A 13,261-nucleotide genomic window follows, 5' to 3' on the forward strand; every position below is an offset into this window, starting at 1 on the left:
CAATGAGGGTCTAAGTCAACCCAACGTCAACAAACCCTAGCAATCTACACCGGGCTCAGTCGCAGATCGACTATTTTTGAGTGGTAAATTATCACTGGCATGGTAGCTCATCACTAAAGAATACTTGGTTTTTTCGGTGCTATTGCGGCTCGCGGCATGAAAAGTGCGCGCATCAAATAACACCACATCGCCTGCGCTCAGGCGCGGAAACTGTGCTTTGGCAATCCACGGCGCAGCAACTGGATGATCAGCAAGCAAAAATTCTCGCGAATCAAAAGCAGTTTCAGGCAAGGTCAAATTATGTGATGCGGGAATAAATCCCAAGCCGCCGTTTTCTGGATTTTCATCGCCTAAGGCCAACCAGCAAGACACCAATTGCGGCCGACTAAAACGCCAATAGCGTAAATCACGATGCCATAACGTATCGCTACTAAAGCTCGGTTGCTTGGTCATCAAGCTATTGTGGTGCACCTGCGTTAAGGTAATACGCTCGCCGAGCAAAGGCCGCAATAACGCCAACAAGCGTGGATGCGTCGCCCATTGCATAAAAATAGGCGAGCGCGCCACCATGCCGCGTAAACGGCGAATTGTCTGGCCGCCTTGCGCATCAATCGACGTTGGTGCGCCCGGATACGCCAAGCTCGCTTCCAGTTCCAGCGGTTCTTGACGCGCTGCCAGCGCCTGCATTGCCGCATCTCGAATCAAAGCGACTTCAGCCGGCGGTGCAAAGCCGCGTAAAATAACCAATCCTTGCTCAGCAAACGTGGCACGCAAAGCCGATATATCCATCGGATGAGAAAATTCAAGCACCGTATTGCCTTATAAAAGATTCGAAAATTTGGATTGTACTGGAACTCTCAACGCCATGCGCCCATGGGATTTCACCCAGTTTTCAATCCTTAGGTAAAATAATCATCGCTTGCAAACCGCCTTGTGCATGATTACTTAGCTCTAAAACACCACCGTGGGCCTGAATAATATTGCGTGCAATCCCTAGGCCCAGACCATGCCCTTGATGATTGTGCTGCCGGCCATGCTCTAGCCGAACATAAGGATCAAACAACGTCGCCAGTGCCTCATCGGGAACGCCCGGCCCATGATCACGCACGACGATAACCACCTTGCCCACGCCTTCAAGCACCGAGATCTCAACCCGTTCACCGTAAAACAGCGCGTTGTCGATCAAATTACTTAAGGCGCGCTTTAATGCCAAAGGCTTAACCATCACCCATAAACCGCAGCGGCTATAGGCAATTTCATGCCCAGCCATGCGCGAGTCTCTAACCATCCGCCCAAGCAGCGCATCAAGACGAATTCGGGTGCGGTTTTCATGAATATCGCTGTCTTTCACGCTTTGCAAAGCGCCTTTGACCATCATATCGAGCTCGTCGAGGTCTTCATGAAACTCCAACCTGACCGCTTCATCGTCGAGCATTTCGGTGCGTAATTTCAGCCGAGTGATGGGGGTGCGTAAATCATGCGAAATCGCGGCAAAGAGTTTTTCACGGTCTTCTAAATAGCGTTGAATCCGCTCGCGCATCGCGCCAAACGCGTTCGCTGTGCGAATAAACTCTTCGCTACCTTCGGCTGGTAGCGGCGGCGACTCGCCCTTACCAAACGCTTCGGCCGCTTCCGATAGCGCGGCTAATGGCCGCGTAATCCAGCGCACCACCACCCAAGTCAACAGCAATACCGTAAATAAGGTAATCAATTGCAATAGCCAGCGCTCAGGCGGCATCGGATCGCTATTATCCAAAAAATAAGGATCTGGCATTAAGGTGGCCAAATACAGCCAATGCCCGGGCTCAATTTCAGTTTGAATCACCAACACCGGCGCTGGGCGCGGCGCCATCAACAAGGTGTTTTTAATCCAGTGATCGGGCAATTGCGAAACAGTCATCCCATCGCTAGACACTGCCAATTGATTGGGCCAAGCAAACGCCAAACGCAAATCAGTCAATTGCGGTAGTTTTTGTTCAAATATTTGACGTATAACCTGCAAAACTTGATTAGATAATGGCTGTGCGGCAATACCCTGCACAGGGATCGGGCTATCATTAACCGTTACAAAAAACCGCGTACCGCCCATTTCGCGCAATTGCTGAATCACCAACGGCCGATAATTGGGCGGTAAACTTTGAAAAAAATGCACCGCACTCACCGCGCCAAGCGCAATATGATCGGCCGCCGCACTGACCTCTTGCTCGGATTTATTTTGCAAATAATTGGCCCAAATTGCATTGCCAATTAATTGCGACGCCAACACCCCAACCGCCATCACCCACAATAACCGCGGCAATAATCGCGATGGCAAAATATGCTCTAGCCAACGTGGCATGCTCATTAAACGCGCACGCCGCGCCAATTCTCGCAGCCATTGCCACTGCCCTTTAAACATGACTAATGGTCACCTCGGCTGAGAGCACATAACCCGCACCGCGCACGGTTTTAATCAAATTGGGGTGCTTACCATCGTCTTCTAAGCGTTGCCGTAAGCGGCTCACTTGCACATCGAGCGAGCGATCCAGCGGCCCAGCATCACGGCCACGCGTTTCTTCGGCCAATTGGCTGCGATCCAAAATCTGCCCCGGGTGCTCTAAAAACATTTTTAACAACTGAAAATCTAAACCGGTGAGCTTCACGACATCCCCATCGGGCGACATTAAATTACGCTCAACCGTATCGAGCGTAAAACCGACAAAACGATAGTAGCGCCCAGTCCCTGTACCCGTCTCAATACCGGTACGGCGATGAATCGCTTTGATGCGCGCCAGTAATTCACGGGGGTTATACGGCTTGGCAATATAATCATCGGCGCCCAATTCAAGGCCGACAATCCGATCGGTTTCGTCCGAACTGGCGGTCAGCATAATAATGGGCACATTGCTATTTTTTCGCACCGTTTGGCATAACGCAAAGCCATCGGTATCCGGTAGCATCACATCTAAAATCACCAAACTGAGCTCGTCTTTATAACGCTCAAATTCGCTCAAAAATGTTTCGCCATCGGGGGCCAAACGCACATCATATTGATTGCGCTCCAAATACGCTTTGAGCAATGTGCGGGTTTTTAAGTCATCATCCACAATCAAAATCTTACGGCTCATTCCCTGTCCTTTTCCATCGAGCGATCCTTCGCGCCGCGGTATCCGCAGCGTCGATTACTCATCTTTGCGATTAAGCGCTTTCACCATCGCCGCTAAACGCTGCTGCGTTTCAGCGACTGAAATTTTGTCATCTAAATAAAAAGTTTGAATCTGCGCCACCACTACGTCTTTAAAGGTTTCATCGGCGGCCATTCGGTGCACTAGGCTTGGTGCCTGAAACGCGCGGCCGCGTGAAAAAGCGCGCCATGAGGCCTTACTACAACGATCCAAACTGCCAATGTCGATATCCCGTCGCACTGGAATCGAACCTTTAATCCGGTTGTAACCGATTTGCACCGCCGGTGACACCATCAATTGTGCAAAGCGCTCCTGATTGACTTGCTTGGCATAATCCCCAGCAAACATCACCAAGGTATCAATGCTGTAGAGATGCACGTCCTCGGTCTTAGGCACGACGCTACAGGCAAAATCAACGTCCAAGACCAAGCCTTGCGCCACCAGCTCGCCCTTCATCCAGTCGCCCATCACCAACATCGCCGCTTGCCCGCTAGCAAATTGCTTGGCCACTTCAGTCCACGGCAAATCACCCGTGGTTTTATGCGTATAGGTTTTCCATTCGCGTAAACGGTTTAATGCTTGCGCAAAGCGCGGGTCTAAATAGGCTTGTGGATTTTTATGCACAAATAAATCACGATAAAACGCTACGTCGCCCTCGGCCAGCACCAGCGTTTCAAATAAAGTGGCCACTTGCCAAGCTTCACTGCTTTGCGCCAAAGGGGTAATCCCAGCGGCCTGCAATATTAAAGCAATCCGGCGAAAATCGTTAAAATCACGCGGCGGTTTTAATCCCAAGCGATCAAATATTTTTTTTGTTATACAGCAAGGTATTAATGCGATGAATCCCCAAAGGCACCGCCACCGTATGTTGCCGATGCTCGACCAGATTCCACACGGTGGGAAATAGCTGGCTTTGCCAGCGTACCGCCGCGCTGTCTAATTCTAAAATCAGCCCCAGCTCAGCCCATTCATTGATGGCCGGACCAATCAACTGCGACACCGCTGGCGGCTTGCCCGATAACACGCGGCTTTTGAGCACCTTCATCGCGCCAACGCCGGCGCCACCCGGAATCGCCGAGTCTCGCCATTCAATATTGTCTTCCGCCATTTTTTGCCGCAAAAAATCCGCTGCCCGCCGCTCATTGGGCGAAGTCCACCAATGCAAGACATCCAGCGGCTCAGCCGCATGTAGTGTGCAACTGAGCAGCAACAAAACTAAACTGATTGCAGGGTATTTTATGATTTTCACTATTGATTCAAACACCTGTCGCAATTCTCCATGAATTAAGTCGACTATATCGTAAGCTTCCAAGGAAAAGCGTAATAAAACATTTCTTTTTATGCCGATATGCAATCAGCGTAAACAAGGGGATTACATAGGATAAAGCAGGCTTTGTCAGCATTTTGCCGTTTTTTGGCAATTTTCCTGTGATTTTTTGTAACGTACAAAATGCAGACCAATGTCATGTAACTCAACAAATTCAACAACATCAGCATAATTTTGCGAAAAATCCCCGCCGCTAGTGTCACAAATTACTCGATGCTAATTTAGCGCCACCGAGACAAATAGATCACGGCATACATCACACGAGGATTTAATCGCATGCGCACTCTGAACACACGTCATCTTGTACTAGCGACTTTATTGGCAGCAGGAACAGCTCAAGCGGGAACCGTGAATATCGAATCATGGCGAGTCGATGATAAAGCCCTATGGGAAGAAGTGTTAATTCCAGCGTTTCAAAAAAAAGAACCCAGGCATTCAAGTTAAATTTACGCCAACGGCTCCCACTGAATACGATTCAAGCTTAACCGCCCGCCTTACCGGTGGTACTGCTGGCGATTTAATCACTTGCCGTCCATTTGATAAATCACTGGATTTATTTAAAAAAGGTCAGCTCGAAAAACTCGACGGCAAAGCCGGCATGGAAAACTTCCCCGCCTCTGCCAAAGTGGCATGGCAAACCGATGATGGCAAAGCGACGTACTGTATGCCAATGGCCTCGGTCATTCATGGGTATTTTTACAATAAAAAAATCTTTAAAGATCTGAACTTGCCAGTACCCAAAACGCAAGCTGAGTTCTTTGCCGCCATGGAAAAAATCAAAGCCGCCGGCAAAACGCCAATCGCTTTAGGCACCGCCGATCAGTGGGAATCAAACCAAACTGTCTTGACCAATGTTGGTGCCAATAGCTGGAAAGGCGAAGAAGGCCGCAAAGCCTTAATCGCCGGTAAAGCCAAATTTACCGACCCACAATTTGTTGCCGCTTGGGAACAACTGAGCAAAATGGGCCCGTTGATGGGTAAAGGCGCTTCAGCGCAAACCTATGCTGATAGCCAAAACTTGTTTGCCATGGGCAAAGCCGGTGTGTACCCAGCCGGTAGCTGGGACATCGCTTACTTTAATAAAGAAGGCTTGGATTTTGGCGCCTTCCCACCGCCAGTCGCCAAAGCGGGTGACCAATGCTATATCTCGGATCACACCGATATTGGTATGGGCGTAAACCCAAAAGCCAAAAACAAAGCCGATGCGTATAAATTTTTGACTTGGCTTGGTTCACAAGAATTTGCCGACCTCTACACCAATAAAGTCACCGGCTTTTTCTCGCTTTCGAATCACCTGATTGCAGTACAAGACCCAGTGGCCAAACAAATGCTCGATTGGCGCAAAAGCTGCAAATCCACCATTCGTCTCAACGCGCAAATCATGAACCGTGGCACACCGGCGATGGAAAATGAATTGTGGAATGTCAGCTCGCAAGTGCTCAACGGCAAAATGGCACCGAAAGACGCCGCAGCGCAAATCCAAACTGGTTTTGCAAAATGGTACGCCCCGCAGCAAAAATAATTGATCCGCCTCTCACCCCAGCGTGAGTTTAGCTGGCGGCTTGCCGCCGGCTTTTTTTTCGTAGGCGGGGTTATTGAGCGGGGCGACAACCCATCCAATACATCCCCTGTGCTTGACCCGTCTTTTTTGATTTATTGGAGTTGCGATGCAGCGCTGGCATATCGTTTTATTTCTTGCGCCTGCGGTACTGATTGATTCGGCTCGTAGGGTGGGTTACGGAGCGTAAGCGACAACCCACCATATACATCCACTGTGATTGACCCATCTTTTTTGATTTTTGGAGTTGGCAATGAAACGCTGGCATATCGTCTTATTTCTTGCGCCTGCGGTACTGATTTATTCGGTCTTTAGCGCCTTACCTTTACTCGACACTTTGCGTCTTGGCTTTTACGCCACCAACGACACTGGTGCCAGCCATTTTTCGGGATTGAGTAATTACCTAACTATTCTCACCGACCCCGCTTGGTCAAGCGCGTTTTGGAATGCAATGGGCAATAACTTTAAGTTTTTTTTGATTCATTTACTGATTCAAAACCCAATTGGCTTGATCTTAGCCACGCTGTTATCACTCAAAGGGCTCAAGTTCACGCGGCAATACCGCACTTTTATTTTCCTCCCCACGCTGCTCTCAGTGGTGATTATTGGGTTTATTTGGCAGCTGATTTTGTCGCCACTGTGGGGCGTTTCAGAATCAATGCTCAATGCCGTCGGACTGGGGGAGTATTTTAAGCCATGGCTCGGTGAAGAAGGCTCAGCGCTGATTACCCTCGCTTTAATTTCAGTTTGGCAATTCGTTGGCATCCCAATGATGCTGATTTACGCCGCGCTACTGGCCGTACCTGAAGACATTGTCGAAGCGGCCTACGTCGAAGGCGCGTCTGCTTGGCGTATTTTCTGGGAAATCAAACTGCCACTGATTTTACCCACGCTAGGACTAGTAACGATTCTGACTTATGTCGGCAACTTTAATGCCTTTGATTTGATTTACTCGGTGAAAGGCGCGATTGCTGGGCCGAACTACAGTACCGATATTTTAGGGACTTTGTTTTACCGCACCTTCTTTGGCTACCAAAGCCAAATCGGCAGCCCAACCATGGGCGCGGCAGTGGCAACGCTGATGTTCCTGGTCATCCTCTGTGGCGTCGGCGCTTACTTTTACTTCGTGCAGCGCAAGCTGACGCGTTACGAGTTGTGATGTGAAACATGAACCACAGAGGCACAGAGACGCAGAGGAAAACCAGCCCCAGCCCTATCTCTATAAAGGCGCTGTTTAGATTTTGATTTTTCTCCGTGCCTCTGCGTCTCTGTGGTCGTTATTTGTTGCAATCTCATTTTAATCTCGTCATTAGGAATTTTTATGACACGAAAGATATACAAACCACTCTCCGCCTTTGGCGTGCATTGCATGCTCGGTGGCTACACGCTGCTGGCTTTGTTTCCGATTGTATTAATTTTAATTAACGCCTTTAAAACCAAAGCGGCGATTTTTGATAATCCGCTGGCTTTTCCCACCGCTGAAACGTTCTTTTTAGGCGGCTTTGAAAAGGTCATCGCGAAATCGCATTTCATGCTGTATTTCGGCAATAGCCTGACCGTCACGCTGGCCTCACTGGCGTTGATTTTGCTATTTGGCGCAATGGCGGCTTGGGCGCTGTCGGAATACAAATTCCGTGGCAATCGTATGCTGGCGATTTATATGATGATCGGGATTATGGTGCCAATTCGCTTGGGCACAGTGTCGATTTTGGAGCTCATCGTGCAGCTCAATCCTGATCAACACCCTAACCGCCTTGGTGCTGGTCTACACCGCGCAAGGCTTGCCGCTGGCGGTGATGATTTTGAGCGAGTTTATCGCGCAAATCCCAAAAGAGCTCAAAGAAGCCGCGCGCTGTGATGGTGTTGGTGAATTTAAGATTTTCTTCCAAGTGATTTTGCCGCTCATTCGCCCTGCCGTGGCCACGGTCGCGGTGTTTACGATGATTCCGGTGTGGAACGATTTATGGTTCCCGCTGATTTTAGCGCCCAGCGAAGAAACGCAAACCGTCACGCTTGGTGTGCAGCAATTTATTGGTCAATACGTCACCGACTGGAACTCCGTCTTGGCCGCACTCAGCCTGGCAGTGATTCCGGTGCTGATTTTATACAGCATCTTCTCACGCCAACTGATTCGTGGCCTGACTTCGGGGGCGGTGAAATAAATTGGGTAAAAAATCTTGCACCACAGAGGCGCAGAGACACAGAGAAAAACGCATGGCGATTTTTGAAGTTCTTAACGCTGAGCGGTGAAATAGGTGGGTAAAAACCCCTTCACCACAGAGGCACGGAGACACAGAGAAAAACGCTAATGCGGCTTCTAAAGTGCCCTGTGGACAACATGGAAAGGAGTAACTCGAACTTGCATCATCGAGAACGATAAACAAACCAAGCAATTTGCTAGCCCAGAACACGGCAGCGAGCCAGTTATTTCCTCTGTGTCTCTGTGCCTCTGTGGTGGATGTTTTTAACACGATCACGCGACTTAAATTATTGTTTTCAAGAGGTGCCTTATGGCCAACGTAACACTAAATAATCTTTCTAAATCCTACGACGGCAAAGCCAAAGTATTGGATGGTATCCATCTAGATGTACAGCACGGCGAGTTCGTGGTGCTGGTCGGCCCGTCGGGCTGCGGTAAATCGACGCTGCTGCGGATGATTTGCGGTTTGGAATCCATTACCGGCGGAGAACTTGCCATTGGTGACACCGTGGTCAATGATCTGACTCCGGCCGAGCGCGGCATCGCGATGGTGTTCCAAAGCTACGCGCTGTATCCACATATGAGCGTGTACAAAAACATGGCGTTTGGCCTCAAAATCGCCGGTGAAAACAAAGCGCAAATCGACGTGCGGATTAAAAATGCCGCCAAAATTTTAAAAATTGATCATTTGCTTGAGCGCCTACCGCGCGAACTCTCCGGCGGCCAGCGCCAGCGTGTGGCAATTGGTCGGGCAATTGTGCGTGAGCCGAAATTATTTTTGTTTGACGAGCCACTATCGAACTTGGACGCCGCATTACGGGTACAAACGCGACTGGAAATCGCTAAATTGCACCGCGATTTAAACGCCACAATGATTTATGTGACGCACGATCAAATCGAAGCGATGACACTCGGTGACAAAATTGTCGTTATGGAAGGCGGCCATATTCAGCAAGCCGGCACGCCGCTTGAACTCTACCAGCAACCCGCCAATTTATTTGTCGCCGGATTTATTGGTTCGCCCAAGATGAATTTTACTCCAAGGCGTGGTGCAAGCCATTTTGCCCGAAGGTTTATCGATTACTTTGGCGGGTGGCATCGATATTACCGCACTAGTAGCCAATGACAGCGCACAAGTGGGCGATGCGGTCACAGTAGGTATACGCGCAGAGCATTTAATTGAAGAGGCTCACAGCGGCATACCCCTAGTTGGGGTCGTTAATTTAGTGGAACATTTAGGTGAAGCCAATTATCTGTATCTCACGCTGGCCAATGGCGTCGATATCGTGGTTCGCGGCGATGGCGAACGCGAAGTCAAACTCGGTACGCCAATCAGCATTAGCGCGCCAAGTCATGCGTTTCATGTCTTTAATGCCGATGGTCAAGCGCTACGCCGCTTAAAACCCGGCAATATGCAGTCGTCGCGCCAGCACAAAAATGTACTTAACGAAGTTTAAAAAAAAAGAACACCGCAGCGGCGACAAACATGCTGCGGTGTTCTTGATTTAACCTGCGATATAAGGCTTACATCTGTTTCACATATAAAGTACTGTTAAGACCATCACTTAACGACACCTCAAGTTGTCCGCCGACGACATTAGCAGGTAACTGTAATGATTTACGCCCGCCTTGCAAAGATAAGCCTAAGACCCTACGCTGCCCATCTGCCGCGAGATATGTTGCATCAGCCCATGTATAGCGAGCGGAATCCCAAGTCAATTGCACTGAATGGCCAGTAATTTGAATTAATGCAGGATTTGGACTCGTCCAATTTGATACTCGCAGTTGAGAACGAGCCATCATTTTTGCTTGCATTTTCAATGGCACGGCATTTTTTACCACTTCTATTCGCACAATATCGACCACAGCGGCAGTTAACACAGAAAAATGTCGTTCATCAGTATGGCTAACTTCCATTGGAACAATACGCTCTACTCTCACTTTACCGTCAGCAGTATAAATATATATTTCATACTGATCTTTACTTGGTTTACCTAAATCTGAGTTTAACTCTCCCGCCCCAAGTAAGCGAACTGGATCAAGACTAGCGACTCCATTCGCAAATAAAGTACCTGAAATCATCAACCGATTGCTCTGAGAAGTTTTTTTGTTTAATTGCCAATTTTTGGTTTGCACTTAAAGTCTTTGGCAACGTAAACAGGCTACTTCTTGAAATATAATCAGACATCTTGGAATACGTATATTCAGAAAACCAAATACCCGATGAACAATACCCCATCAAGTCAGCAGTCCATACATTGTTAGCAATCAACTCACCAGAACGAAGATCAAAAATAGGGGCTTCACTGCGCACGCCGTTACTTGCGCCTGGCCATGCCTCCGGAAATTGCTTCCAAAATGAATCCAGACCACCACTAGTTCCGCATGAAGCATGGTTTAGATTCAAGTTATGTCCCACTTCATGAGAAAAAGTAAAATGAAATGCATTTGGGTCGCCCTCACGACCTGCTGCTGCAGGATAACCCACATACCCCATCCCAATCACACCACCACCATATGGCGGGGAAATAACACCATAGTAATGACTACTAGGGTTTTCTTGTTTTCTTAAACTATCTGCAATTTTCAATGCCGCAGAAGTACCAACCACCGAAGAATCGACATCAAATGGCTCGCGAATAGTGACCTCAGCCTGAACAAACGGCATTTTAGTCATAATTTCTTCTTCAATTTGCGCTTTAGTTGGTACTTTAGGCACTACACCATCACGACGAAATGGCACAACAACGACACGCATTAAGCCATTTTGATGCACCTTTGGCGCAACTTGCGCTGAAAGATCACCATCAACCTGAACTTTCACTTGTAAATCATTACCCATAATGGCTTTAACATCTGGCCCATCGATCCAAGCATAACAAGTATCTGCTAATTTATAGCTTGGTTTAATCTGTGCCCCGTCCAGATTCCAAGGCAGAGTATTCGGGCAGGTCATCGGTTTGATTAATGCCTTTCCGCCCCCTTGCACATGTAAAGTCACTTGAGCTGTGCTTGTTGCATTTTGAGTCGATGAAATATAAGCACGCACTAAAGCAGGACGCCCTGGTACTAATGTTTGAAAAACACTATTTGGTACATGTAAAAGGCTACTACCTATTTCAAGGCGATTTATTCGTAAATTTTGAGGTGTTTTCACAGAAAGCTGATAAGCCGCTTCAGCACCGTTATAACTTGCTGGTAATTTAGCCACAATTCGCGTTGAACCCACACTAATTGCCGTAACTACCCCCGTTTCTGCATCAACTCTGGCAATCAGTGGATTCTCGCTGTGATAACGCACAGCATTTGTCTGCAGCTCTTGCTGATCACTAATTCGTGTGACCTTAAAATTTAATAACTTAGCTGCTGGCGTGGTTAAATAAACCTCGGCATTCGGAGAATCAAAAGTAATATTTGCTGCAGTTGTACATGTAATTTGTACTACAGCCGCTTTGCCGCCATTATTAAAGTACTTTCCAGAAGCATTCGAAGTGCAAGTTTGCCCAGTTCCTGACGCCCCCCTTACATCTACGCGATATATAGCCCCCGGCCATAAATCTCTCGACCATTGAGGATTTTGCCATTACGAGAAAAACTTGCGTATTGATCTAAATACATCGTCGAACCATTTTGTTCCGTATATACATGAAGTGGTACTGAAGAATTTGTCGAATCATCGAAACCTGAAACCTCAAAAAAGAGTTGTTCACCAGCACGAGTAGTCACTTCTTGTGTCGGCCCCTCTGCCGAACAAGAGTTCGCATTACACGCTTGCAAGGAATAACGATAGGTTTGACTCGCTGTTAATCCAGTATCGGTATAATTCAAGTCAGTAATATTGCCGCCAATGGGCGCATCATTACGACTCAATTTATAAAATGTTGCACCATCTACCGCAGGCCAGCTTAAGGTAATCACTTTACGACCATCAACCAAAGCATTAGGTGCAGGAGGTACAATCAAGCTCTTAGGTAAAGTTTTTATATTTAACTCAGTACTCAATGCTGAACAAATATTTCCACTACACGCCTTCACGGCGTAACGATACGCCGTATCTGCAATAAGCCCATGATCTACATAGCTATTTGCCGCAAAATCACTCAATAAAGCACTGTCGCGCATTAATACATAACGATCAGCACCATTTACAAGTGACCAAGCTAAATCAATTTGATTTTCTTTAATATTTGAAGCATTTAAACCAGTAGGAGCACTTGGTGTTGGCTTTGGTGTAACAACAGGTGTCGCCGAAACAACTGGTGTGGGTGTAACGACGGGTGTTGGTGTAGTGGCCACTGCTGTAGTGCTTACTTCAAACGCAGCACTTTTTGCAGAGCACCCTGCTAAATTACATGCTTGCAATTGATAACGATAAGTTGTTCCTGCTTGCAAGTTTTTATCAACAAAACCTGTGCTTATAATATCTGCGCCACCTGCAATAGCCCAGTTTTCATCCCGCCAGAGGCGATAATAGCTTGCCTTTTCAACATCATCCCAAGCCAATTCAATTCGATCTGAAAATACTTGCTTTGCACGCCCAATTGTATTAACATTTCAGGGGGGGATTTAAGCGGTGGCAAAGTGCTAACATTCAACTCTGTACCTTGATTGCATTTGGTATTGCAAGCTTGAACTTTATAGTTATAACTTTGATTCGCATCTAACTGGCTATCAACAAACTCTGTTGTTGAGATATTTGCAATTTCACCCCATTCCAACTCTCGTGACTCTTGCCCTGCTAAATTCATTCTCCTTAATACTTTATACGAATTCGCTTTTGCCACAGCATTCCAGCGCAAAGTAATTGTGCTATCAGAAATGACAGGATCTTGAAGTACGACCGCAGATAATTCTGAATTATCTCCACCGCCAAGTTCAGGCGAAATCAAATGATCGCCCTCCCCATCACCACTAGAGCAAGCAACTAACAAAGTGAGTGCCACTAGCATTAAATATTTTTTAGACATATACCTTCCTCTCATTTAATCAGCGTAAACCTCGTACATCCGACA

Annotated in this window: 16 protein-coding genes; 7 read left to right on the plus strand and 9 right to left on the minus strand. The window is 47.5% G+C overall.

The annotated features are described in order from the left end of the window. Positions 1-36: 36 nt before the first annotated feature. The 5 genes from GKO28_RS02955 to GKO28_RS02975 form a co-directional block, all read right to left on the minus strand. Positions 37-810 (minus strand): phytanoyl-CoA dioxygenase family protein, encoded by a 774-nt coding sequence (locus GKO28_RS02955; protein WP_203563871.1) that lies wholly within the window; start codon positions 808-810, stop codon positions 37-39. Positions 811-892: 82 nt separating this feature from the next. Continuing rightward, the gene (locus GKO28_RS02960; protein ID WP_182075306.1) at positions 893-2,398 is read right to left on the minus strand and encodes an ATP-binding protein; all 1,506 of its coding nucleotides are present in this window, start codon (positions 2,396-2,398) and stop codon (positions 893-895) included. Next, a complete protein-coding gene (locus GKO28_RS02965; protein ID WP_182075307.1) occupies positions 2,391-3,107 on the minus strand; it encodes a response regulator in 717 nt (238 codons plus the stop codon). The genes GKO28_RS02960 and GKO28_RS02965 overlap by 8 nt, the downstream gene beginning before the upstream one ends. A 54-nt stretch (positions 3,108-3,161) precedes the next feature. Continuing rightward, entirely contained in the window at positions 3,162-3,959 is a 798-nt protein-coding gene (locus GKO28_RS02970; protein WP_203563872.1) for an ABC transporter substrate-binding protein, read from the minus strand. A 4-nt stretch (positions 3,960-3,963) separates the two neighbouring features. Further along, positions 3,964-4,413, minus strand: a complete 450-nt coding sequence (locus tag GKO28_RS02975) for a hypothetical protein (protein WP_203563873.1) — start codon at positions 4,411-4,413, stop codon at positions 3,964-3,966. A gap of 354 nt (positions 4,414-4,767) precedes the next feature. On the opposite strand from GKO28_RS02975, the gene GKO28_RS02980 reads away from it, so the two are divergent. The 7 genes from GKO28_RS02980 to GKO28_RS03010 all read left to right on the plus strand — a co-directional run bounded on the left by GKO28_RS02980 (position 4,768) and on the right by GKO28_RS03010 (position 9,706). Then, positions 4,768-4,935: a hypothetical protein gene (locus GKO28_RS02980; protein WP_203563874.1), complete on the plus strand. Its 168-nt coding sequence runs from the start codon at positions 4,768-4,770 to the stop codon at positions 4,933-4,935. Continuing rightward, positions 4,925-6,013, plus strand: a complete 1,089-nt coding sequence (locus GKO28_RS02985; RefSeq protein ID WP_203564293.1) for an extracellular solute-binding protein — start codon at positions 4,925-4,927, stop codon at positions 6,011-6,013. Before GKO28_RS02980 ends, GKO28_RS02985 begins: the two co-directional genes overlap by 11 nt. Before the next feature lie 289 nt (positions 6,014-6,302). After that, complete coding sequence (locus GKO28_RS02990) at positions 6,303-7,208, plus strand: carbohydrate ABC transporter permease (protein ID WP_182075308.1); 906 nt, start codon at positions 6,303-6,305, stop codon at positions 7,206-7,208. Between the two features lie 162 nt (positions 7,209-7,370). Continuing rightward, the gene (locus GKO28_RS02995; RefSeq protein ID WP_203563875.1) at positions 7,371-7,907 is read left to right on the plus strand and encodes a carbohydrate ABC transporter permease; all 537 of its coding nucleotides are present in this window, start codon (positions 7,371-7,373) and stop codon (positions 7,905-7,907) included. After that, on the plus strand, positions 7,807-8,211 hold the full coding sequence (locus GKO28_RS03000; protein WP_203563876.1) for a carbohydrate ABC transporter permease: 405 nt from the start codon (positions 7,807-7,809) through the stop codon (positions 8,209-8,211). The genes GKO28_RS02995 and GKO28_RS03000 overlap by 101 nt, the downstream gene beginning before the upstream one ends. Before the next feature lie 348 nt (positions 8,212-8,559). Further along, complete coding sequence (locus tag GKO28_RS03005; protein ID WP_182075309.1) at positions 8,560-9,375, plus strand: ABC transporter ATP-binding protein; 816 nt, start codon at positions 8,560-8,562, stop codon at positions 9,373-9,375. Beyond that, positions 9,311-9,706: a TOBE domain-containing protein gene (locus GKO28_RS03010; RefSeq protein ID WP_203563877.1), complete on the plus strand. Its 396-nt coding sequence runs from the start codon at positions 9,311-9,313 to the stop codon at positions 9,704-9,706. Before GKO28_RS03005 ends, GKO28_RS03010 begins: the two co-directional genes overlap by 65 nt. A gap of 67 nt (positions 9,707-9,773) precedes the next feature. On the opposite strand, the gene GKO28_RS03015 is transcribed toward GKO28_RS03010, so the two are convergent. From GKO28_RS03015 to GKO28_RS03030, 4 genes are read right to left on the minus strand one after another with little or no spacing between them, the layout of a single operon-like run. Continuing rightward, positions 9,774-10,331 (minus strand): hypothetical protein, encoded by a 558-nt coding sequence (locus GKO28_RS03015; protein ID WP_182075311.1) that lies wholly within the window; start codon positions 10,329-10,331, stop codon positions 9,774-9,776. Next, a complete protein-coding gene (locus tag GKO28_RS03020) occupies positions 10,294-11,790 on the minus strand; it encodes an Ig-like domain-containing protein (RefSeq protein WP_307839073.1) in 1,497 nt (498 codons plus the stop codon). The genes GKO28_RS03015 and GKO28_RS03020 overlap by 38 nt, the downstream gene beginning before the upstream one ends. Further along, positions 11,778-12,752, minus strand: a complete 975-nt coding sequence (locus GKO28_RS03025; protein WP_182075313.1) for a fibronectin type III domain-containing protein — start codon at positions 12,750-12,752, stop codon at positions 11,778-11,780. Before GKO28_RS03025 ends, GKO28_RS03020 begins: the two co-directional genes overlap by 13 nt. After that, positions 12,665-13,216: a fibronectin type III domain-containing protein gene (locus GKO28_RS03030; RefSeq protein WP_182075314.1), complete on the minus strand. Its 552-nt coding sequence runs from the start codon at positions 13,214-13,216 to the stop codon at positions 12,665-12,667. Before GKO28_RS03030 ends, GKO28_RS03025 begins: the two co-directional genes overlap by 88 nt. Between the last annotated feature and the right edge of the window lie 45 nt (positions 13,217-13,261).

This window comes from Deefgea sp. CFH1-16, assembly GCF_016881365.1.
GTDB lineage: Bacteria > Pseudomonadota > Gammaproteobacteria > Burkholderiales > Chitinibacteraceae > Deefgea.

Bases quoted from the DNA above. Each gene is read 5' to 3' on its own strand.
- GKO28_RS02960 (WP_182075306.1), bottom strand. From the start codon at position 2,398: ATGTTTAAAGGGCAGTGGCAATGGCTGCGAGAATTGGCGCGGCGTGCG.
- GKO28_RS02965 (WP_182075307.1), bottom strand. From the start codon at position 3,107: ATGAGCCGTAAGATTTTGATTGTGGATGATGACTTAAAAACCCGCACA.
- GKO28_RS02980 (WP_203563874.1), top strand. From the start codon at position 4,768: ATGCGCACTCTGAACACACGTCATCTTGTACTAGCGACTTTATTGGCA.
- GKO28_RS02990 (WP_182075308.1), top strand. From the start codon at position 6,303: ATGAAACGCTGGCATATCGTCTTATTTCTTGCGCCTGCGGTACTGATT.
- GKO28_RS02995 (WP_203563875.1), top strand. From the start codon at position 7,371: ATGACACGAAAGATATACAAACCACTCTCCGCCTTTGGCGTGCATTGC.
- GKO28_RS03005 (WP_182075309.1), top strand. From the start codon at position 8,560: ATGGCCAACGTAACACTAAATAATCTTTCTAAATCCTACGACGGCAAA.
- GKO28_RS03015 (WP_182075311.1), bottom strand. From the start codon at position 10,331: ATGATTTCAGGTACTTTATTTGCGAATGGAGTCGCTAGTCTTGATCCA.
- GKO28_RS03030 (WP_182075314.1), bottom strand. From the start codon at position 13,216: ATGTCTAAAAAATATTTAATGCTAGTGGCACTCACTTTGTTAGTTGCT.